Raw genomic sequence first — 21669 nt, forward strand, 5'->3', positions numbered from 1 at the left:
TATGGATATAATAATAACTGTAATTAGCACTCGGACAAAATGAGTGCTAACAAAAGCAAAGCTCTCACTAATTAAGTAAGCAGTAATAAAAGCACTCGAAAGGAGTCATTGAAATGTTGAAACCATTAGCTGATCATGTTGTTGTAGAACCTGTTGTACAAGAAGAAAAAACCGCTAGCGGCATTTTCCTGCCGGATACCGCCGTTAAGGAAAAACCCCAGCAGGGCAAGGTAATCGCCGTAGGTATCGGTAAATATTCCGACGCCGGTAAATTGATTAAACCGGAAGTCAAGGCCGGCGACGAGGTTGTCTTCGCTAAATACAGCGGCACCCCCATTAAGCATCAGGGCAAGGATTATTTGATCCTCAGCGAACGCGACATTCTGGCTGTTATTGAATAATCTGCTGTTATAAAATTTATTGACGTAATTATCAAAGGAGCGATACACAATGGCTAAACAAATTCTGTTTAATGAAGAAGCTCGCCGCAGCCTGGAACGCGGCGTTAACGCTTTGGCTGACGCAGTCAAGGTTACTCTTGGCCCTAAAGGCCGCAACGTAGTTTTGGAAAAGAAATTCGGCGCGCCGACTATTACTAACGACGGCGTTACCATCGCCCGCGATATCGAACTGGAAGACCCGTTTGAAAACATGGGCGCGCAATTAGTTAAGGAAGTTGCCATCAAAACCAACGACGTTGCTGGCGACGGCACCACCACCGCTACCGTTCTGGCACAGGCTATGGTCAACGAAGGCATGCGTAACGTAGCTGCCGGCGCTAACCCGATGGTACTGAAGAAAGGCATTAAGAAAGCTGTCGACGTACTGGTTGACGAACTGAAAGCCGTTTCCCAAAAGGTTGAAACCAAGGAAGCGAAAGCTCAGGTTGCTTCTATTTCCGCAGCCGACGAAGAAATCGGCAATTTGATTGCCGACGCTATGGAAAAGGTTGGCGACGACGGCGTTATTACCGTTGAAGAATCCAAGACCATGGAAACCTGCCTGGAAACCGTGGAAGGCATGCAGTTCGACCGCGGCTACATTTCTCCTTACATGGCTACCGACCCGGATAAAATGGAAGCCGTACTGAGCAATCCGTACGTATTCATTACCGATAGAAAAATTACCATGATTCAGGACATTATGCCCGTTCTGGAAAAGGTAGTGCAAAGCGGCAGCGAGCTGCTGATTATCGCCGAGGACGTAGAAGGCGAAGCCTTGGCAACCCTGGTTGTCAACAAGCTGCGCGGCACCTTCAAGGCTGTAGCAGTTAAGGCTCCCGGCTTTGGCGACCGCCGCAAAGCAATGCTGCAGGATATCGCTATCCTGACCGGCGCTACCGTAATCAGCGAAGAAGTAGGCCGTAAGCTGGACAGCGCCAGCCTGGCAGACCTGGGTCGCGCAGGTCAGGTTCGCGTAACCAAGGAAATGACCACCATTGTTGACGGCCAGGGCAATAAAGAAGAAATTGCAGGCCGCGTAGCGCAAATCCGCGCGCAAATCCCCGAAACCACTTCTGAATTCGATAAGGAAAAATTGCAGGAACGTCTGGCTAAACTGGCCGGCGGCGTAGCCGTTATTAAAGTCGGCGCCGCTACCGAAGTTGAGCTGAAAGATAAGAAGCTGCGCATTGAAGACGCTCTGAACGCTACCCGCGCCGCTGTGGCCGAGGGTATCGTAGCAGGCGGCGGCACCGCTCTGTTGCAAGTGCAGGTTGCTCTTGGCAAGCTGAAAGTAACCGGCGACGAAAAGACCGGCGTGGATATCGTTAAACGCGCTATCGAAGAGCCTGTTCGTCAAATCGCTTACAACGCCGGCCTGGAAGGCGCAGTTATTGTTGATACCATTAAACGCAGCCGCAAGGGCGTAGGCTTCAACGCTTTGACTGAAAAATATGTGGACATGATCGCCGAAGGCATCGTTGACCCGACTAAGGTTACCAGAAGCGCGCTGCAAAACGCAGCTAGCATCGCGGCTATGGTACTGACCACCGAATCCATCGTAGCCGACAAACCGGCTAAGGAAGGCGCTGCACCGGCAATGCCTCCGATGGGCGGCGGCATGCCCGGCATGATGTAATAAACGGCTTTAGCTGAGTATTACGTTTAACAAATCAAGCTCTCTGCTCCGTTGTGGGCGGAGAGCTTTTTTACGCTCTCTTAATAGCTGCATCAGGTTTGCAAAGTTATGTGCAGATGGATACGTTTATCTGCATATAATTTGAAAGCTTATATGCAGATAAAGCTGGCTTTCTGCATATAAAATGCTATAATAATATGCAGAAAGGATGGACAGCGATGAGAAAATTTGATTATACATTTTTAGATAATGGCTTCTTACCTGCGCAGCTCATAAATTTAACGAGTGATATTTATTCCTTGCGTACTGCCGCAGGCATACGGAAAGAAGATTATGCGGAGGTTTTTACAGAGTTGGAGGCTGTGGCAAAAGTCCAATCTGTAAAGAGTTCCAATGCGATTGAAGGCATTGTGACAAGCGACCAGAGAATTGCGGAAATAGTTAACCGCAGCAGTGCGCCGCTAAATCATAATGAAGCCGAAATAGCAGGTTACAGGGACGCGTTAAATGCAATACATAGCGGTTACATGAATCTTGATTTTTGCCGAAGGGATATTCTTGGGCTGCACAATATGCTGATGTCAGCCGCTGGGTACGAATATGGCGGACAATATAAAACTGATGACAATGTTATTCTTGAGGTTGACGCGGAGGGTAACAGAAGAGTACGCTTTCGACCGACTCCCGCTAGTGAAACGGCAGCTGCAATGGAGCAGCTGGAGTTTGCCTATATGGACGCCAAAGCTAACGCTAATATAAACCAACTGTTGTTAATTCCTTGCACAATACTTGACTTTCTCTGTATCCATCCGTTTAGGGATGGTAATGGACGGATGTCAAGATTGCTGTCGCTGTTGCTTTTATATAAGAACGGATTTGACGCAGGTAAATATATATCTTTTGAAGAACAAATAAATAATTATAAGGCGTTTTATTACGACGCGCTGAAGCAGTCCTCCGTAAACTGGGATAGAAACGCTAACGATTATTTTCCGTTTATCCAGAATTTCTTATCCACGCTGTACATGTGCTATAAAGAATTGGATAAACGCTTCGCTGTTTTGCATGGGAAAAAGGTTACGAAAACAAGCAGGGTGGAAGCGACTATCCTAGGAAGTCTTACGCCTATGTCCAAGTCAGAAATTTGCGTTATCCACCCAGATATCAGCCCTACTACGGTAGAAGCCGTACTTGGCGCGTTGGTTAAGAATAACAAAATCAGACGCCTTGGCTCCGGGCGTAGTACTAAATATATTCGCGTTTAAGAATGCATATGCCAACGCCGCATTAATTTGCGTTCGTAATGCACATATCAAATTCTCCAGCCGCTTTTCTTGACTATCCCGGCGATAAAGAATACAATATTAGTATGTATTTAAGCGGACGGGGCTTGCCCTGCGGCCGCGTCAAAATTTTGTGCCAGCCGGCGGAAGAAATCGGCCGCGGCGCTTTGGCGCTCCTGGACGCGGGAGCGCTGGAAGACGTGCAGTACGCTTTGGGCTATCATGTGATGCCCAAAGATTTGGCCCGCAGCGGACAGATTATCGCGCAGATAAACTGGACGGCCTGCACCCTGATGGAGGGCGAAATCCGCGGGCTGGCGGCGCACGGGTCGCAGCCGCATTTGGGCGTGAACGCTATCGATGTGGGCGCGGCCATTGTAAACGGCGTCAACGCGTTGCACACCAACCCGCTTTTAGGCGGCAATGTTAAAACAACGCGCTTTATGGGCGGAGCAGGTTCCTTGAATGCGATTTGCGACAAGGTAAATATTGGTTTCGATTTGCGTAGCACTTCCAATGCCGAAATGCTGGCACTGCGGCAAAGGGTGATGGAGCTGATAGAGAATACGGCTAAGGTGTATGGCGCGGAGGCGTCCTGCCATATCGTTGGCACGTGCCCGGCAGCGGAGGCCGACCCTTCGCTTTTGGCCGTAACCCGCGATACCATCGTCGGAGTATTGGGCAGAGAAGCTTTAATCCCGTCCGTTTCGATTACGGTGGGCGAGGATTTTAATTTCTTTAAGGAGCAAAGGCCGCAGCTTAAAACTGCCAGCCTGGGAATCGGCTGCGATTTGACGCCTTGCCTGCACGACCCGGAAATGACTTTCGACCATGGCGCTTTAGCCGGAGCAATAGAAGTTTTAGCGGCGCTGACCGTCAGAATTTTGCAGGACAAACCGTAAAAATAAATACGCAATAAAACGAGCCTCCCGCGTTGAACGGGAGGCTTTTGTGCGCATATTCAGCTGGGATTGGCAGGTCGTAGACGATGACAGAGCTGCGGTAAGCATGATATAATGTGAATGCCTGGCGATTGCGGGGCCGAAGGCGAACGCAGAGCTTAGCAGAACATATGCCCTTGTGGTATAATGTAAATGAAATATTTTCGAGAAAAGGAGCTGTTAATGTGGAGCTTGCGCCGACGGACGCTAAAGATACATTATGGAAGCTGTTCAAATCTACTTTTATCATCAGCGCCTTCACTATCGGCGGCGGGTTTGTCATTATCCCGCTGCTCAAGGCTAAATTTGTCGACGAATACCAGTGGTTGGACGACAAGGAAGCGTTGAATTTAGTTGCGATTGCGCAGTCCGCGCCGGGCGTGGTAGCAGTAAACGCTGCCATCAGCCTGGGCTACAGGATAGCGGGCTGGCGCGGGACTTTGACGGCGCTTTTGGCGACGGTGCTGCCGCCGCTGATTACGCTGAGCGTTATTTCCTACGCTTACGACGCTTTCGCGCACAATCAATATATCCAGCTGTTGTTGAAGGGCATGCAGTGCGGCGCCACGGCGATTATTATCAACGTGGCCATCGATTTGCTGAAGAAAGAATGGAAGAAAAAACTGGCGCTGCCGCTGGCGATTATCGTCGGCACTTTTATCGCTAATTATTTTTTCAACGTCAATTTGATGTACGCCGTCGTCGTGGACGCCGTTATCGGTTTCTTTTGGCTGCGCGACGCAAAATATTCTTGAGGAGGCGGCGTTATGATTTATTGGGAACTTTTTTGGAGCTTTGTTAAGGTCGGGGCTTTTTGCGTGGGCGGCGGCTACGCCTCCATGCCGCTGATTCAGGCGCAGGTTATTGAAGAGCACGGCTGGCTGACGATGCAGCAGTTTATCGATATCTTTACTATTTCGCAGATGACGCCGGGTCCCATTGGCATTAACGCCGCAACTTTTGTGGGGACGAAGGTGGCGGGCGTACCAGGCGCGGTAGCCGCGACGGTAGGCTTTGTCTTTCCGTCGGTGATTATTGTGCTGCTCTTGGCGCGGTTGTTTTTTAAATATGGCGACATCGGGCCGGTGCGCGGCGTACTGAACGGCTTGCGCCCGGCGGTGGTGGCTTTGATTTGCTCCGCCGGGATGAGCTTTATCCTTTTAGCTTTGTGGAATACGGAAACGCTGCCGCAGGATTTTACTAGAATCGATTTGGTGGGCTGTATTGTGCTGCCCATTTCCCTGTGGTGTATCCGGCATAAGATGAGCGTGATTAAGCTGCTGTGCATGAGCGGCGCGTTAGGATTATTTTTAGGATTGATTGGCATTCGTTAAATTTATTCAGGCTGGCGCAGGTCGTCGGCCTTTTATTTTTTCTTGATAAAGTAAACCGCCGCTAAAACAAGGTTGACGTATCCCGTAATCTGCTATATAATATATTACAGTTAACTTGACGCTAGAAAACTGGTTAACTACTAAGGTTAGGGATGTGAAAATATGCAGCAGATTATCGCGTTGGCCGAAAAGGTTTTGGACGGTCAGGCTATTACTAAAGAAGAAGCGAATTATTTAATCAACGTCAGCGACGACGACACCATGGTGCTGTTGTCCATGGCAGATAAAATCCGGCAGAAATTCGCCGGGGACGCGGTCGATTGCTGCGCCATCATTAACGGACGCAGCGGCAAGTGCAGCGAAAACTGCAAGTTCTGCGCGCAGTCGGCGCACTATTGCACCGGCGTTAAAGAATACGGCTTGCTGAGCGAGGAAGAAATTTTCAGCGCCGCGCAAAAAGCTAAAGCAGCGGGCGCCGTGCGTTTTTCCATCGTTACCAGCGGTCGCGGGCAGAGCAAGAAGGACGACTTCGCCAATATCTGCCGCATTTTGGCGCGCATTAAAAAGGAATTGCAGATTGAGGTCTGCGCGTCCTTGGGCATTTTGACTTTGGAGCAGGCGCAGGCTTTGAAAGCTGCGGGCGTTACCCGTTACCATTCCAATTTGGAAACGGCTGGCAGTCATTTCCCGGATATTTGCACGACACACACTTATGAAGATAAATTCGTGACGATTAAAAATGCGCAGGCAGCAGGACTGCGCGTGTGCAGCGGCGGTATTTTCGGCTTGGGAGAAACCCGCGAGCAGCGCGTGGAGATGGCGTTTACGCTTAAAGAATTAGGCATCGATTCCGTGCCGTTGAACTTGCTGACGCCGATTCCTGGCACGCCGCTGGAAAAGAGCAAGCCCTTGCCGCCGCTGGAAATTTTGCGCGCTTACGCCGTATTCCGTTTTATTTTGCCCAAGGCGCAGATTCGTACTGCGGGCGGGCGCGAGGTAAACCTGCGCGATTTGCAGGCTTTGGCGCTGAACGGCGGCGCGAGCGGCATCATGATCGGCGGCTATTTGACTACGGCTGGCCGCGGCACCGAACGAGATATCCAAATGCTCAAGGATTTGGGCCGTCCGCGTTCGACGCCGGTTTTAGATTGACTTTAGCGGATAAATCTTACGCCTTAAAATCTTACAAATCTCCAAAAAAATGCAGGCTGACGAGGCCTGCATTTTTTGCGCTGCGAAAAGAAAAAGTCCTTCCCGCTAAGGAGAAGGACAGGAGTTTTGAACTTTTGAAAAATGGTGCGCCTGAGAGGAATCGAACCTCCGCACACGGTTCCGGAGACCATTGCTCTATCCACTGAGCTACAGGCGCAAGATTACTTTCACATTATACCATGTCTACCGCGGCTCTGCCATTGCCTTCGGCTCGTCAATCGCCGGGTGTCAGGTATATGTTATACATCAGTTCTCGCTTCGCCTTCGGCTTGCGAATCACTGTGTACAAGCATTATACCACAACTGTGAAACTTATGCAAAGCTCTTAGCGCTTTTTTGTATTCGTGCCGTAAATATGCTACAATGTAAGCGAGCCGGGCGTTCTCGCCGGGTTGTGCGCTGCGCCGGACGCTGCGGGCGCAGAAAAATTTTATCGGCTGCATAAGATTTAGGTATGTACTTTTGTTTAAAAGTGCTATAATAATAAATTGATTCGCAAGGAAAAGGAGCTAATATGATTACGATAAGAGATAAGGTGCGTTTTGTAGAAACGGATATGATGGGCGTGGTGCATCACGCCAACTATCTGCGTTGGTTTGAAATGGGACGCGTGGCTTATCTGCGTGCCTGCGGCATTACTTTGGGCGAGCTGATGGACGCCGGCGTTATCTTCCCTATTACCGAGGTGAAGGCGCAGTACAAAAATTCCTGTACCTTTGACGATGATTTTGAAGTACAGGTAAGGATGAGCGCCTTTAATAAAGCGAAGATGGAATTTGATTATAAGGTCATCCGCCTGCGCGACGGCGCGGTGGCGGTGGAGGGTCATACCCGCAATGTATTTACCGACAAGGAGGGGCATATTATTCGCCTGGCTCCCTGTTGGTTTGATAAAATTCAGAAGGTATATGCGGCGGATAAGGCTGCGGAGGAGTGAAAGTATGGAAAAGTATGAGATTGTTCCTGTGCCGACAAGAATTTTGACGCATCACGACGATATCTGCGATGCTATTTTGGAGTTTGGCAAGGATAAAATTGGCCCGGACGACGTTGTTTGCGCTGCCGAAAGCGTGGTGGCGATTACTCAGGGCCGGGCTTTGCGCTGCGAGGAGTTTCATCCCGGCTTTTTAGCGAAAACCTTGAGCCATTTGTTCCCGTCCAAGGGCAGCATCAGCAGCTGGTACAGTATGCAGGCGCTGATTGACGCCGAGGGCGGCGCACGGGTGCTGTGGGCCGTTATTTGCGGCTTTGCCGCTAAATGCGTTGGCGTAAGCGGCACTTTCTACCGTATGGCGGGCGAGCAGGCACGTTTGATTGACGATATTACCGGCACGATGCCGCCTTATGATAAGCATGTAGTTTACGGTCCTTCGGAGCCTGCCAGGGTGGCGGAGGCTATTACCAGGGCCTGCGGCTGCTACGGCGCGGCTATTGCCGACGTTAACGATTTGAAGCGCAGCGCTGTGCTGGGCGTGTCCAAAGGCGTGGACGCCGATAAGGTGGCCGAGATATTGATTGATAATCCTTTCGGCAATGGCAGCGAAAAAACGCCTATCTGCATTATTAAGAATTATCGTAAGGCGTAAGGAGGTAGCAAAATGCTGTGTACTATTATTGGAATACTTATCGCCTTAGCGCTGTTGGGCGTGCTGACGGTGGCTGTATATATCGCTTTACAGGGCGACGCCGAGATGCGCTTGCTGGTTAAGCAGCGGACTGCGGCTGTGAGGGCGGCGGAGAGCGATGGCCGCGTTGACTTTCAGCTGGAGGTGCCCTTTGATAATATTGGCAAGCAGGAGGGCACGATTCTTGACGCTTATATGAGAATTTATCTGCCCCAGGAGCAGTACGACGACGTTTTGCTGCGCGGCAAGGTAAATCTGGAGGGCGTGCCGCGCGACGACGATTATTTTGAAGCTTTGCTTGTGCCTGCGGGTACCGGCAAGAATTTTGTCCTGCGCTTTGAAGCTTACGCTAGAAACGGCAAGAGCATTCAGGAGGCTTTGGCTGCCGTTCCCGACGTGGACGTAGCGCTGTTTGCCGACTGCCGCGGCCGCCGCGAGCTGTATACTGTGAAAGAATATTTTACGCTGACTGCCGGGGAGCTGCGCGCGTTAGTAAAATAATATTTCGCTTTGCTTTTTGGCAGAGCGTTGAAGAATCCACCTGCGGGGTGGATTTTTCTTTCTGTTTTTTATTTTTCGTCGTCGAACGCTTCGTCATAATAATTTCACTTGCTTAAAGTCGAAAAGTCAAATATAATAGTAGCAAATGAATTTCTTTGCAGGTGATTGATTATGAGAAATTTAGCAGACGCTATTGAAAGCTTTATTATAGGAGAATTGCTGCGCGACCACGAGGACGCGCTTTTGGTACAGCGCAATGAGCTGGCGGAAAGGCTGTCCTGCGCGCCGTCGCAGATCAGCTATGTTCTTAGCACCCGCTTTACGCCGGAACGGGGCTTTATGGTGGAGTCCCGTCGGGGCAGCGGCGGCTTTGTGCGCATTGTCCGTATGGAGCCGCAGCGGGAGCGGCAGCCGCAGAAGGAGCCGGCTGCGGCCGAGCTGGTGGAGCATTTGGCAGGGCAAAAGCTGATTACGGCCAGAGAGCGGGCTTTATTGAAGTATATGCTGCATATTATCGATGCGGACGAAGCAAAGAAAAAGGCTGTGCTGCAGCAGGCTATGGCGCTGCTGAACAGCGCAGGTCGGAGGTGAGCTTATGCTGTGTGAAAATTGTCATAAAAAACAGGCCATTATGCATATGGTGTGCCTGATGGGAGATAAACAGGTGGATAAGTGGCTGTGCGAGGATTGCGCCACGGAATTTTTGCCTACCGGTCTAGGGTTGGGACCGGCTAACGTAACGCCGGAGCAGGCTTTGAAGTTTTTTAAGGAGCTGATGCAGGAGCAGGGCAGGCCGCGTAAAAAGGTTACTAAGGAGGGCTTTACCGCCGCCGCGGCGCAGGTGCTGCAGTTGGCTGCCAATAAGGCCTTGGACTGCGGCAGCGAGCATATCGGCACGGAGCATATTTTGGCCGGCCTTTTGGCGGCTGACGCTTGCTCCGGTCAAAAAATATTGCGCCGCCTGCACGATAATTTAGATGAAATTGCCAAAGAGCTGGAAAGCTGGCTGGATAAGGGCGCGAAAAAGAACGCTTTGCCCCAGTACAGCCAACGGGCGAAAATGGTATTGGAACAGGCTGCGGCGCAGGCGCAGCTGCGCAGGCAGAATTACGTCGGCAGCGAGCAGCTGCTGTTGGGTCTTTTGGCGGCGGGCGACGGCATTGCCTGCCAGGTTTTGCGTAAGTTTGGCATTACGCTGGAAAGCGTGCAAAAAATTGTCGACAGTCTGGACGAACAGCGCAAGTCCGTGCCCGGGCGCAGCTTCCGCCAGGCAAAGGAGCCTAAGGGCAGCGATGTGCTGGAGGTGCTGTCAGGCTATGGCCGCAATTTGAACAGCGACGCCGCTAACGGTCGCATTGACCCGGTTATTGGCCGCGAGCAGGAGGTGGAGCGCATTATCCAGATTTTGTGCCGCCGCACGAAGAACAATCCGGTGATTATCGGCGAGGCCGGCGTAGGCAAAACCGCCGTGGCCGAGGCCTTGGCGCAGCAGATAGTCAAGGGCGAGGTGCCGGAGTTTTTGCAGCATAAGATAGTCTTTTCCCTGGAAATAGGTATGCTGGTGGCCGGCGCTAAATACCGGGGCGAGTTCGAGGAGAGAATGAAGGAAATTTTGCAGCTGCTGCGGGCGGATAAGCGCATTATCCTTTTCGTGGACGAGCTGCACACCATTATCGGCGCAGGCAGCGCCGAGGGCAGTATCGATGCGGCCAATATTATCAAACCGGCTTTGGCGCGGGGCGAGCTGCAGATTATCGGCGCGACGACTATCGATGAATACCGCAAGCATATCGAGAAGGACGCGGCTTTAGAGCGGCGCTTCCAGCCGGTGCTGGTCAATGTGCCCAGCGCGGCGGACAGCGAAAAAATGCTGTTGGGGCTGCGTAAGCATTACGAGGATTTCCATAAGCTGCAGATTACGCCGGAGGCCGTGAAGGCGGCGGTAGCACTCAGCGACCGTTATATTACCGACCGCAATCTGCCAGATAAGGCTATCGATTTAATGGACGAGGCCTGCGCCCGTCTGCGCATTAAGCTGTATAAGCGCAGCGAACCGGCGCGGAAATTGCAGGAGGAGCTGGAATTTACGCAGCTGGAAAAGGAAGAAGCGGTGGATAAGCAGGATTACGAAGAAGCCGCTAAGCTGCGGGATAAGGAGAACGCTTTGCAGAAGCAGCTGGCGGCAGCCTTGGCCGAGGTAGCCAAGGAAATTCCCGTCAGCGAGGAGGATGTGGCGGAGGTGGTTTCCTCCTGGACCGGCATCCCCTTAGCCAAGCTGACGGAAAGCGAAAGCCAGCGGCTGTTACAGTTGGAAAGTCGTTTGGAGCGGCGCGTCATTGGCCAAAACGAAGCGGTAGCAGCCGTCAGCAGGGCTGTGCGCCGGGCGCGGGCAGGCTTTAAGGACGCTAACAGGCCGGTGGGCTCCTTCCTGTTTTTAGGGCCTACGGGCGTGGGCAAAACGGAACTGGCCAAGGCGCTGGCAGAGGAGCTGTTCGGCGACGAACGGGCTATGCTGCGCTTCGATATGTCCGAATATATGGAAAAGCACACTACGGCGCGGCTGATAGGCGCGCCTCCGGGCTATGTGGGCTACGACGAGGGCGGCCAGCTGACGGACGCGGTGCGGCGTAAGCCTTACTGTGTGGTGCTGCTGGACGAAATCGAAAAGGCTCATCCCGACGTATTCAATCTGCTTTTGCAGATTATGGAGGACGGGCGCTTGACGGACGGGCAGGGGCGCACGGTGGACTTCCGCAATGCGGTGATTATTATGACCAGCAATGCGGGGGCTCAGCGCTTGAGCATGAGCAAGCCGCTCGGCTTTGCCGCCAGCGCTGCCGGCGAGCTGCAGAGCCGTAAGGAGCAGGTTTTAAATGAAATCAAGCAGGTATTCCGTCCGGAATTTTTGAATCGTGTGGACGAAACGCTGGTCTTTAATCCTTTGGGACGCCAGCAGCTGGAGCGCATTGCCGATAATCTGCTGGCCGAGCTTAACCGGCGCATGGCCGCTAACGGCTTGTCCGTCGAGCTGACGCCGGGCGCGCGGCAGCTGTTATTAAAGGAAGGCAGCGACAGCAAATACGGCGCGCGTCCTCTGCGCCGCGCTTTGCGCAAGCTGGTGGAGGATCCGGTCAGCGATTTGTTCCTGGCAGGGCAGTTCCACAAGGGCTATAAGCTGCTTGCCGAGGACGACGGCGGCCAGCGTCTGACCTTTCACAAGGCTGTAGAGGGAGCGCATTTTTTGCTGGAACTGCCGGTGGACAGAGAGCCGGTAGCGGCAGCGGCGGCTAAGGGTGAACAGCATGGCGAAGACTAAATATCGTTTTGTATGTCAAAGCTGCGGCTATGTAACAGCCAAATGGTTGGGGCGCTGCCCCGAATGCGGCGCCTGGGATACGTTTGCAGAGGAGGCCGAGGTCAGCGCTAAGCCCAGCAAGAGTTATTTGCTGGTAGGCAGCGAAAAGGTTAAGCCCCGCACGATTGCCAGCGTGGCGCAGGTGAAGGTGGAACGGCTGGCGACGGGTATCCGCGAATTTGACCGGGTTTTGGGCGGCGGCATCGTGCCGGGCAGCCTGGTGCTGCTGGGCGGAACGCCGGGCATCGGCAAGTCTACTATTTTGCTGGATGCGGGGCTGCGCTTCGGCCAGCGCGGCGTGAAGGTGCTTTATGTCAGCGGCGAGGAAAGCGAGGAGCAGACGGCTATGCGTGCCGTGCGCTTGGGCGGCGCTAACGCCGGCAGTAATCTGCTGATTATGACGGCGACGGATCTGGACGCTATTTTAACCCAGGCCAACGCCGTGCAGCCGCAGCTTTTGATTATCGACAGTATCCAGACCATGTATAATCCTGAGCTGCAAACGGCGGCGGGCAGCGTGGGCCAGGTGCGCGAGTGTACGGCCAAACTGCTGCAGTTTGCCAAAACTACGGGCATTGCGGTGCTGGTTATCGGCCACGTTACTAAGGATGGCAATATTGCCGGGCCGCGTCTGCTGGAGCATATGGTGGACGTGGTGCTGCAGTTCGAGGGCGATCGTTCCTATGCCTTTCGCGTACTGCGGGCGTTGAAAAACCGTTTCGGCAGTACGGAGGAAAGCGGCATTTTTTCCATGGAAGCAGGTGGCCTGGCCGAGGTAGCCAACCCTGCGGGGCTTTTTTTGGAGGACCGCGACGGCGAGGCGGCAGGCAGTATGATTGGCGCCTGCATGGAGGGCAATCGCCCCATTATGGTCGAATTCCAGGCCTTGGTGGCTAAAACGCCCTACGGAATGCCGCGGCGCACGGCCGTGGGCTTTGACTATAACCGGGTGAATATGCTGCTGGCGATTTTAGAGCGGCGGCTGGGGCTGGACTTTGGCATGTACGACGCTTATGTCAACGTGGTAGGCGGAATGCGTATTACGGAGCCTGCAGCTGATTTGGCGGTGGCGGCGGCGCTGGTCAGCAGCTATCGCAACCGTGCCATTCCCAAAGGGGTCATTTGCTTTGGCGAGGTGGGCCTGACGGGCGAGGTGCGCCGCGTCAGCGCGCCGGAACGACGGATTCTGGACGGGCTGAATTTAGGCTTTCATAAATTTATCATACCCGACAGTTCGTTGAAAATTCCTGATACCAGAGCGCAGATTATCAAAGTAAAAACTTTAGAGCAGGCGTTGCAGGCTCTTTTTGAACGATGAGCAAACGGCTCCTTCAGCACAATATACTGTGCCGGAGGGGCCTTTTTCGTTGCAATTTACCGCTGTTTATGGTAATATTCTACTATACAAAAAGCGTTCTATTGTTTACATAAGCGGCTGCCACGGCAGCTTGATAATTAAAGGAGAGTGACGGAAGGTATGCAAACTAATCAACAGGAAATGGTATTGGTTATCGACTTCGGCGGCCAGTACAATCAGCTTATCGCCAGACGTGTGCGCGAATGCGGCGTGTACTGCGAAATCGTGTCCTACACCCATAGCTTAGAAAAAATTAAGGAGAAAAACCTCAAGGGTATTATTTTCACCGGCGGTCCCAACAGCGCTTACCTGCCGGATTCTCCGACCATCGACCCGCAGATCTATACCTGGGGAGTGCCCGTTTTGGGCATTTGCTACGGCAGCCAGCTGATGATGCACGCTTTGGGCGGGCATGTCTGCAAGGCGCCTGAGCGCGAATACGGCAAGACTTTGGTTGATCTGGATACTACCAGCCCGCTCTTTACCGGCCTGCCGGAGCAGAACGTATGCTGGATGAGCCATAACGATTATATTGAGCGCGTTGCTCCCGGTTTTAAGGTTGTGGCCCACACACCTAACTGCCCGGTAGCGGCAGCGCAGGACGAGGAGCGCAAGCTGTATTGCGTGCAGTTCCATCCGGAAGTTCTGCATACCGATAACGGTACCCAAATGCTGAGCAATTTCGTTTATAATGTTTGCGGCTGCGCAGGCACCTGGAAGATGGATTCCTTCGTAGAGCAGACAGTACAAGCCTTGAAGGCTAAAATCGGCGACGGCAAGGTGCTGTGCGCTTTGTCCGGCGGCGTCGATTCCAGCGTATGCGCCGCTATGCTGGCGAAGGCCATCGGCAAGCAGCTGACTTGCGTATTTGTCGACCACGGCCTGCTGCGCAAAAACGAGCGCGAAGAGGTATGCGCCGTATTTGGCGAAGGCGGTCAGTTCGATATTAACTTTATCTGCGTGGACGCGCGCCAACGCTTTTATGATAAGTTGGCAGGCGTGTGCGAGCCGGAGCAGAAGCGTAAAATTATCGGCGCAGAATTTATCCGCGTATTTGAAGAAGAAGCGAAGAAAATCGGCGCTGTGGATTATCTGGCGCAGGGCACTATTTACCCCGACGTGGTGGAAAGCGGCCTAGGCGGAGAATCCGCTACGATTAAGAGCCATCATAATGTGGGCGGCCTGCCTGATTTCGTTGATTTCAAGGAGATCGTCGAGCCTCTGCGCGATTTGTTTAAGGATGAAGTGCGCCAGTCCGGCCGCGAGCTGGGCTTGCCGGAACATTTGGTAGCACGCCAGCCCTTCCCTGGACCTGGCCTGGCTATCCGCATTATTGGCGATGTAACGCCGGAAAAAGTGGCTATTGTGCAGGACGCCGACGCTATTTACCGCGAAGAGGTGGACAAGCTGCCGCTCGGCGAACGTCCCAGCCAATACTTTGCCGCTTTGACCAATATGCGCAGCGTAGGCGTTATGGGCGACGGCCGTACCTATGATTACGCCATCGCTTTGCGCGCCGTAACAACCACCGATTTTATGACGGCGGAGGTTACGATGCTGCCGCCGGCAACAATTACCGCTGCGGCCAACCGCATTGTCAACGAAGTAAAGCATATCAACCGCGTGCTGTTCGACTATACGACGAAGCCGCCGGCAACGATTGAGTTTGAATAAGCTCTAAAATATAAGAAGCTGATGCAGAAAAATTTTCTGTATCAGCTTCTTTGCATAAAGAGGAGTTTTTCTTCGCATTTTTTACGCAGATTTTACAGCGGCGGCAGGAAAAATATTATAAGATATCTAATAGATAGGTAAAAATTTTACATTACGTTTGCTTTTGCCGGATAAGAAATGAGGAATAAAAATGATTTACTGCGTGGAGGATGAACAGAATATTTGCGAGCTGGAGGTCTATACTCTGCAATCCGTGGGCATGGAGGCCAAGGGCTGCGGCAGCGGCCGCGAATTGTTTGCCGAGCTGGAAAAGCGTGTGCCAAAGCTGATAGTTTTGGATATTATGCTGCCGGACGAGGACGGCGTCAGCATTTTGCGCCGTTTGCGCGCCGATAAGCGCTATGCCGCCATTCCCGTAATTATGGCTACGGCTAAGGGCTCGGAGTTTGATAAGGTCAAGGGTCTGGACAGCGGCGCTGACGATTACATCGCCAAGCCTTTTGGAATGCTGGAAATGGTGGCGCGTATTAAGGCCGTACTGCGCCGCTGCGCAGCGCAAAGCCAGCTGCCTGCGGAGGATATTATCCGCGTGGCTAATCTGGAGGTTAATTCCTCGGAGCATAAGGTAAGCGTGGATGGGCAGGAGGTTGTCTTGACGCTGAAGGAATACGAGCTGCTGAAAAAATTCCTGCTGCATCCGGGCATTGTTTTTTCGCGGGACAAGCTGCTTAACGATATCTGGGGCTATGAGTTCAGCGGCGAAACCCGCACCGTGGACGTGCATATCCGCACGCTGCGGCAAAAGCTGGGCAGCGCCGGAGATTTAGTGGAAACGATTCGCGGCGTAGGCTACAGAATGGCGGCGGAAAAATGAAGCAGAAGCTTTTTCGCAGCCTTCTGCTGCTGACGGGCGCCTGTGTTTGCCTGGTGGCGCTACTGTTTTTTTGGTTTGGCTATCATTATATTACGACGGACAGCTACGACAGCCTGCGGCGGGAAGCGACGCTGCTGCTGGAGGCCGACCCGGACGGGCGCATTACGGTGAAGCAGCTGCACCGCGTACAGCTGACCGACCGCGTGACGCTGCTGGGACCTGACGGTACGGCGCTGTTCGATAATTATGTGGACGCCGGCGGTATGGAAAATCATTTGCAGCGGCCGGAGGTACAGCAGGCCTTGGCTCAGGGCGAAGGCGTAGCCAGCCGTTTTTCCGGAACCCTGGGCGAAAATATTTTATATTACGCCGTACTGCTGCCTGACGGCAATATTCTGCGTTTGGCGCGGACTAACGATATGATTTTTCAGCATGCCAATATTTTGCTTGGCTATCTGCTGCTGATTCTGCTGTTTGTTTTCGGCGGCGCGTTTGTGGCGGCGCGGTCGATTACCAAAAGAGTGCTGCGGCCTTTGGAGCAGCTGGATTTGGAGGAGGCGGACCCGCAGACTGTAGTTTATCCTGAGCTGCAGCCTATTGTGGAAAGGTTTTCGCAGCAGCAGCAAAAGCTGCTGCAGGAAATGCGCCGCTATAAAAATAAAAAGCAGGAGCTGAAGGCCGTCAGCAATAATATGGACGAGGGCGTGCTGTTCCTGGATACGGAATGGAACGTGGTTTCCATAAATAAAAGCGCCGTGCGCTTTTGGGGCCGGGATAAGCAGGAGCTTTTGGGTAAAAAAATTCTGGAACTCATTGATACGGAGGAAATGCGGCGTCTGCTGGAGGAAATGGAGCTGGCGGGCAAGGGACGGCTGGTGGTCAACCGCGGCAGCACGTATTATCAGTTTAACGGCAGCCGTATTGCCGATAAAGGCTTTGTGCTGCTGCTTATGGACGTGTCGGAGCGCACGGCATCGGAAAAGCTGCGCCGGGAATTTTCCGCTAATGTGTCCCATGAGCTGAAAACGCCCTTGCAGTCCGTGCTGGGTTATTCGGAAATCATGCTCAGCGGGCTGGTGAAGCCGGAGGATACCAAACGCTTTTTGCAAAAAATTTATGATGAGGCCAGAAATCTGCTGCATTTAATCGACGACGTTATTAAGCTGTCTAAGCTGGACGAGCTGAATCACGATATGCTGGAGGAATTTTCCCTAGCTACGACGGCGGAAAGCTCGTTGCTGCGCCTGCACGATAAAGCGGCAAAAATGCAGGTGGAGCTGTCGCTGGATAATAAGCTGAGAAGCAACGGTATGCTCCTGGGCATTCAGTCGCTGCTGGAGGAAGTATTCTTTAATTTGCTGGACAACGGCATTAAATATAATCATGCGGGCGGCAGCGTGGCCGTGCGGCTGGAGGAAACGGAAAATAAATATGTAGTCAGCGTGGCCGATACGGGTATGGGCATCGACGCTGCCGAGCTGCCCCATATTTTCGAACGCTTTTACCGGGTGGATCGTAGCCGTCATAAGGCAATAGAGGGCACCGGGTTGGGCTTGTCCATCGTTAAGCACGGCGTAATCTTCCACAAGGGAACGGTGCGCGTGAACAGCACGGTAGGCCAGGGCACGGAATTTATTTTGAAATTTCCCAAGAAATTGTCCTACTGAATGTATACAAGACAAGCTTAGCGTGGTTGTGATATAATAATTACACGCAGCGATTTGCAAGCTGTTTGTTTTATTTGGCATTAAAGGGGGACAAGACGATGCAGGTCGTTTTAACAATCGTAGGTAAGGATAAGGTAGGCATTATTGCGCGGGTAAGCAACGCGCTGGCCGACATGAATATCAACATTATCAATATCAACCAGAATATTATGCAGGGCTTTTTTAATATGGTGCTGATCGCCGATATGGAGGGAGCAAGCGTAACCCTGGCGCAGGCCCGCGACGCTATGTCGGCTTTGGGCAAGGACATCGGCGTGGAAATCCGTCTGCAAAGCGAAGAAATCTTTACCGCTATGCACCGTATATAGGAGGCCGCCATGCTGTTTAATACTCAGGATATTTTAGAAACGACGCGCATGATTACCGAAAATAAGCTGGATGTGCGCACCATAACCATGGGCATCAGCCTGCGTGATTGCTGCCACCCGGATATGCGGGTAACGGCGCAGAAAATTTACGATAAAATCTGCGCCAAGGCCGCCAGACTGGTAAAAACAGGCGAGGACCTTGAGGTGGAGCTGGGCGTGCCCATCATCAATAAGCGCATTTCCGTAACGCCTGTTTCCATGGTGGGCGAAAGCTGCGACGGCAACGATTATGTGCCGCTGGCTAAGGCTCTGGATAAGGCGGGCAAGGAGGTCGGCGTTAATTTTATCGGCGGCTTTTCCGCGCTGGTGGACAAGGGCTATACGAAAGGCGACCGTAATTTAATCGCTTCCATTCCCGAAGCTTTGGCTGTTACCGATATTGTTTGCTCTTCCGTTAGCGTAGGCTCGACGAAGTGCGGCATCAATATGGACGCGGTGCGGCAAATGGGCGACGTGATTAAAGCGACGGCGGAACGCACCGCCGACCGCGACGCTCTGGGCTGCGCTAAACTGGTGGTTTTCTGCAACGCTGTGCCCGATAATCCCTTTATGGCCGGCGCTTTCCTGGGCGTGACAGAGCCGGAGAGCGTGATTAACGTCGGCGTCAGCGGCCCCGGCGTAGTCAAATACGCTTTGGAGCAGGTTAAGGGCGGCGATATCGGCACGGTGGCTGAAATTATTAAAAAGACAGCCTTTAAAATTACCCGCGTGGGCCAACTGGTAGCGCAGGAGGCTGCCCGCCGTTTAAATACCCAATTCGGCATTATCGACCTTTCTCTGGCTCCGACGCCTGCGGTGGGCGATTCGGTAGCGCATATTTTGGAAGAAATCGGCCTGGAGTGCTGCGGCGCACCCGGCACTACGGCAGCGTTGGCCATGCTGAACGACGCGGTTAAAAAGGGCGGCCTGATGGCGTCCAGCTATGTGGGCGGCTTGAGCGGCGCTTTTATTCCCGTCAGCGAGGATGCGGGCATGATTGCCGCTGTGGAGCGCGGCTGTCTGACGCTGGAAAAGCTGGAGGCTATGACCTGCGTTTGCTCCGTCGGCCTGGATATGATCGCCATTCCCGGCGACACCACGGCCAGCACTATTGCCGCTATTATCGCGGACGAGGCGGCCATCGGCATGATAAATAATAAGACCACCGCCGTGCGCCTGATTCCCGTGCCGGGCAAGGGCGTGGGCGAAACCGTAGAATTCGGCGGCCTGCTGGGCTACGCGCCCATTATTGCCGTGAATAAATTCAGCGCCGATAAATTTATTTCCCGCGGCGGACGGATTCCGGCGCCGGTAAGGAGCTTGACCAACTGATGCTGCGCAAAGCAAAGCGAGAAGCAATTTTAAATATTTTAGAAGCGACCTATAAGGACGCCAAAACGGCGCTCCATTATAATTCGCCTTTCGAGCTGCTGGTGGCGGTGATTTTATCCGCCCAATGCACCGACGACCGGGTGAACGTGATTACCGGCCGCATTTTCCCACGGCTGAACACGCCGGAGAAGATGGGGGCGCTGACTCAGGAGCAGATGGAGGCGGAAATACGGGATTGCGGCTTGTATCACGCCAAGGCGAAGAATCTTTTGGGAACCTGCCATATGCTGGTGGAAAAGTTCAACAGCACTGTGCCCAGCGATATTAAAACGCTGATGCAGCTGCCGGGCGTGGGGAAAAAGACGGCTAACGTGGTGGCCAGCATTATCTATAACGTGCCGGCCATCGCCGTGGATACGCATGTCTTCCGCGTGTCCCACCGTTTGGGCTTGGCGAAGGGCGCGGACCCGCTGGCGACGGAAAAGGAGCTGCAAAAGGCGATTCCCATGGAAAAGTGGAGCGACGCTCATCATTGGTTTATTTGGCACGGGCGCAAGGTCTGCAAGGCGCGCAAGCCCTTGTGCAGGGAGTGCGCGCTGCTGGAGGAATGTCCCTTTAAAGAAAAAAACTTGGAGTAAAATTTATACCGACCCCAAAAAGTTAGACCTGAAATCTAACGATTGGAGGTCGGTGTTTTTATGGCTAAGTATAGTTTTGAGTTTAAGAACAAAGTAGTTATGGCATACCTTAAGGCCGAAAGAAAATATTGGATAATGCAAAAAATGCATTTTAGGTTTCACTTGCTGCGGCAAATGTTAGAGGGTATAATTATATATAGAAATTGCAAATGTTTGGAGGCGATACTGTGCTGGATGAAATTCTGTTTTTCCAACTGCGTATATTTAGATTGTTCTGTGATAGGGTAAAAGTATCGTCTGTTGAGGGAAATAAGATTTTTGAGAGATATGGCATATGGAAATATATTGAAGATACATATGACGTTATGCATTTGAACAGTGATGAGAATGCTTTTAGCGATGTGCTGGAGATTTTGAAAGCCAAAGGTGCTGACATATGAAGCTTAAAGATGGAATGTTGTTGTATCATGGCAGCTATACTTCGGTTGAGAATGTAGATTTAAATAAATGTGAAGCAGGAAAAGATTTTGGTAAAGGATTTTATGTTACTGCTGATAAAAATCAAGCAAGAAGCTTCATAAAAACATCCTTGCTGAAAGCGAAGGCTAAGAAACAAATAGCTGCAAATCAAAATTTTGGCTATGTTACATGCTACGAATATCATTCTGCTTTAAAGGATGTACCTGTTTTTGAATTTACAAATGCAGATAAAGAATGGCTATGGTTTATCGCATTAAATAGGCGTAAGCATTTAGCTAAAGAACTGGCATCTAAAGTAAATAAGGTTCTTTTCAGCAGTGAAATTATTGTGGGAAAAATAGCTAATGATACTACAAATCCTGTTATTACAACATATCTCACAGGCTTGTATGGTTCAATAGCTGATGAGCGTTCAGCTCAAATAGCGATATCGTTGCTTTTGCCTGATAGATTAAAGGAACAGTATTGTTTCCTTAGCTCAAGAGCCGTTTCTTGTTTAAAGGTTGTGGAGGTGTGTAGATATGAGCTATGAGCAGAAAGCTTTTTGTGCAGATTTAATTTTGACAGATGCTATTATGGACATGGCAGATGATGAGGGAATTAGCCGCCAAGAAGCTAGGAATAAAATTATTAACTCACCTGCGTATGATGCTCTCTATAATTTTGATACAGGGCTGTGGGCTAATGGACCTGACTATTTCAGAGCTTTTTATCAATCGATCAGGCAATAGCGGCTCTATGTATAGCCGACAGATAATTATTGCAATACTAGAGCATCCTAACTGTATGATTTTGACGGCGAGACCGGCGTGCGCTGGAGCTTCTGATAAGCTTAACAGAAAATTATATATTGCAGCATAAGTAAAGGACTACCGCAGAAAGCAAATTTTGCTGGAGCGGCAGTCCTTTT

Annotated in this window: 22 protein-coding genes and 1 tRNA gene; 22 read left to right on the top strand and 1 reads right to left on the bottom strand. The window is 51.9% G+C overall.

Annotation, left to right across the window (positions count from 1 at the left end):
• Nucleotides 1-113: 113 nt before the first annotated feature.
• The 7 genes from groES (at nt 114) to bioB (ending at nt 6789) form a co-directional block, all read left to right on the top strand.
• Nucleotides 114-401: a co-chaperone GroES gene (gene groES / locus Q4E64_RS09010; RefSeq protein ID WP_303167539.1), complete on the top strand. Its 288-nt coding sequence runs from the start codon at nt 114-116 to the stop codon at nt 399-401.
• 49 nt (nt 402-450) lie between these two features.
• Nucleotides 451-2079 carry a chaperonin GroEL gene (gene groL / locus Q4E64_RS09015; RefSeq protein WP_303167540.1) on the top strand — a complete coding sequence of 543 codons (1629 nt, stop codon included), beginning with the start codon at nt 451-453 and terminating at the stop codon, nt 2077-2079.
• Between the two features lie 218 nt (nt 2080-2297).
• Nucleotides 2298-3344: a Fic family protein gene (locus Q4E64_RS09020; RefSeq protein ID WP_303167541.1), complete on the top strand. Its 1047-nt coding sequence runs from the start codon at nt 2298-2300 to the stop codon at nt 3342-3344.
• A gap of 38 nt (nt 3345-3382) precedes the next feature.
• Nucleotides 3383-4264, top strand: a complete 882-nt coding sequence (locus Q4E64_RS09025; protein ID WP_303167542.1) for a M20/M25/M40 family metallo-hydrolase — start codon at nt 3383-3385, stop codon at nt 4262-4264.
• Between the two features lie 170 nt (nt 4265-4434).
• On the top strand, nt 4435-5058 hold the full coding sequence (locus tag Q4E64_RS09030) for a chromate transporter (protein ID WP_303167543.1): 624 nt from the start codon (nt 4435-4437) through the stop codon (nt 5056-5058).
• A 12-nt stretch (nt 5059-5070) separates the two neighbouring features.
• Nucleotides 5071-5637: a chromate transporter gene (locus Q4E64_RS09035; protein WP_303167544.1), complete on the top strand. Its 567-nt coding sequence runs from the start codon at nt 5071-5073 to the stop codon at nt 5635-5637.
• Nucleotides 5638-5799: 162 nt separating this feature from the next.
• On the top strand, nt 5800-6789 hold the full coding sequence (gene bioB / locus Q4E64_RS09040) for a biotin synthase BioB (RefSeq protein ID WP_303167545.1): 990 nt from the start codon (nt 5800-5802) through the stop codon (nt 6787-6789).
• A gap of 142 nt (nt 6790-6931) precedes the next feature.
• On the opposite strand, the gene Q4E64_RS09045 is transcribed toward bioB, so the two are convergent.
• Nucleotides 6932-7006, bottom strand: a tRNA-Arg gene (locus Q4E64_RS09045).
• A gap of 357 nt (nt 7007-7363) precedes the next feature.
• Between Q4E64_RS09045 and Q4E64_RS09050 the strand changes: the two genes are divergently transcribed.
• From Q4E64_RS09050 to Q4E64_RS09120, 15 genes are all read left to right on the top strand, one after another.
• The gene (locus tag Q4E64_RS09050) at nt 7364-7786 is read left to right on the top strand and encodes a thioesterase family protein (RefSeq protein ID WP_303167546.1); all 423 of its coding nucleotides are present in this window, start codon (nt 7364-7366) and stop codon (nt 7784-7786) included.
• 4 nt (nt 7787-7790) lie between these two features.
• Entirely contained in the window at nt 7791-8435 is a 645-nt protein-coding gene (locus Q4E64_RS09055; RefSeq protein WP_303167547.1) for a coenzyme F420-0:L-glutamate ligase, read from the top strand.
• A 12-nt stretch (nt 8436-8447) separates the two neighbouring features.
• Nucleotides 8448-8975 carry a hypothetical protein gene (locus tag Q4E64_RS09060; RefSeq protein ID WP_303167548.1) on the top strand — a complete coding sequence of 176 codons (528 nt, stop codon included), beginning with the start codon at nt 8448-8450 and terminating at the stop codon, nt 8973-8975.
• A 171-nt stretch (nt 8976-9146) separates the two neighbouring features.
• Nucleotides 9147-9566 carry a CtsR family transcriptional regulator gene (locus Q4E64_RS09065; protein ID WP_303167549.1) on the top strand — a complete coding sequence of 140 codons (420 nt, stop codon included), beginning with the start codon at nt 9147-9149 and terminating at the stop codon, nt 9564-9566.
• A gap of 4 nt (nt 9567-9570) precedes the next feature.
• On the top strand, nt 9571-12291 hold the full coding sequence (locus tag Q4E64_RS09070; protein ID WP_303167550.1) for an ATP-dependent Clp protease ATP-binding subunit: 2721 nt from the start codon (nt 9571-9573) through the stop codon (nt 12289-12291).
• Nucleotides 12278-13648, top strand: coding sequence for a DNA repair protein RadA (gene radA / locus Q4E64_RS09075; RefSeq protein WP_303167551.1), 1371 nt, complete (start codon nt 12278-12280; stop codon nt 13646-13648). Before Q4E64_RS09070 ends, radA begins: the two co-directional genes overlap by 14 nt.
• A 159-nt stretch (nt 13649-13807) precedes the next feature.
• A complete protein-coding gene (guaA, locus tag Q4E64_RS09080; protein ID WP_303167552.1) occupies nt 13808-15361 on the top strand; it encodes a glutamine-hydrolyzing GMP synthase in 1554 nt (517 codons plus the stop codon).
• A gap of 190 nt (nt 15362-15551) precedes the next feature.
• The gene (locus tag Q4E64_RS09085) at nt 15552-16235 is read left to right on the top strand and encodes a winged helix-turn-helix domain-containing protein (RefSeq protein ID WP_303167553.1); all 684 of its coding nucleotides are present in this window, start codon (nt 15552-15554) and stop codon (nt 16233-16235) included.
• On the top strand, nt 16232-17902 hold the full coding sequence (locus tag Q4E64_RS09090; RefSeq protein ID WP_303167554.1) for an ATP-binding protein: 1671 nt from the start codon (nt 16232-16234) through the stop codon (nt 17900-17902). The genes Q4E64_RS09085 and Q4E64_RS09090 overlap by 4 nt, the downstream gene beginning before the upstream one ends.
• Before the next feature lie 98 nt (nt 17903-18000).
• A complete protein-coding gene (locus tag Q4E64_RS09095; RefSeq protein ID WP_303167555.1) occupies nt 18001-18270 on the top strand; it encodes an ACT domain-containing protein in 270 nt (89 codons plus the stop codon).
• Between the two features lie 9 nt (nt 18271-18279).
• On the top strand, nt 18280-19641 hold the full coding sequence (locus tag Q4E64_RS09100) for a PFL family protein (RefSeq protein WP_303167557.1): 1362 nt from the start codon (nt 18280-18282) through the stop codon (nt 19639-19641).
• Entirely contained in the window at nt 19641-20279 is a 639-nt protein-coding gene (nth, locus tag Q4E64_RS09105; protein WP_303167558.1) for an endonuclease III, read from the top strand. Before Q4E64_RS09100 ends, nth begins: the two co-directional genes overlap by 1 nt.
• A gap of 227 nt (nt 20280-20506) precedes the next feature.
• A complete protein-coding gene (locus tag Q4E64_RS09110) occupies nt 20507-20719 on the top strand; it encodes a DUF3791 domain-containing protein (RefSeq protein WP_303167559.1) in 213 nt (70 codons plus the stop codon).
• Nucleotides 20716-21291 (top strand): DUF3990 domain-containing protein, encoded by a 576-nt coding sequence (locus Q4E64_RS09115; RefSeq protein WP_303167560.1) that lies wholly within the window; start codon nt 20716-20718, stop codon nt 21289-21291. The genes Q4E64_RS09110 and Q4E64_RS09115 overlap by 4 nt, the downstream gene beginning before the upstream one ends.
• Nucleotides 21281-21490, top strand: a complete 210-nt coding sequence (locus Q4E64_RS09120) for a hypothetical protein (protein WP_303167561.1) — start codon at nt 21281-21283, stop codon at nt 21488-21490. Before Q4E64_RS09115 ends, Q4E64_RS09120 begins: the two co-directional genes overlap by 11 nt.
• Nucleotides 21491-21669 lie beyond the last annotated feature (179 nt).

This window comes from Phascolarctobacterium sp. (genome assembly GCF_030531065.1).
GTDB lineage: Bacteria > Bacillota > Negativicutes > Acidaminococcales > Acidaminococcaceae > Phascolarctobacterium_A.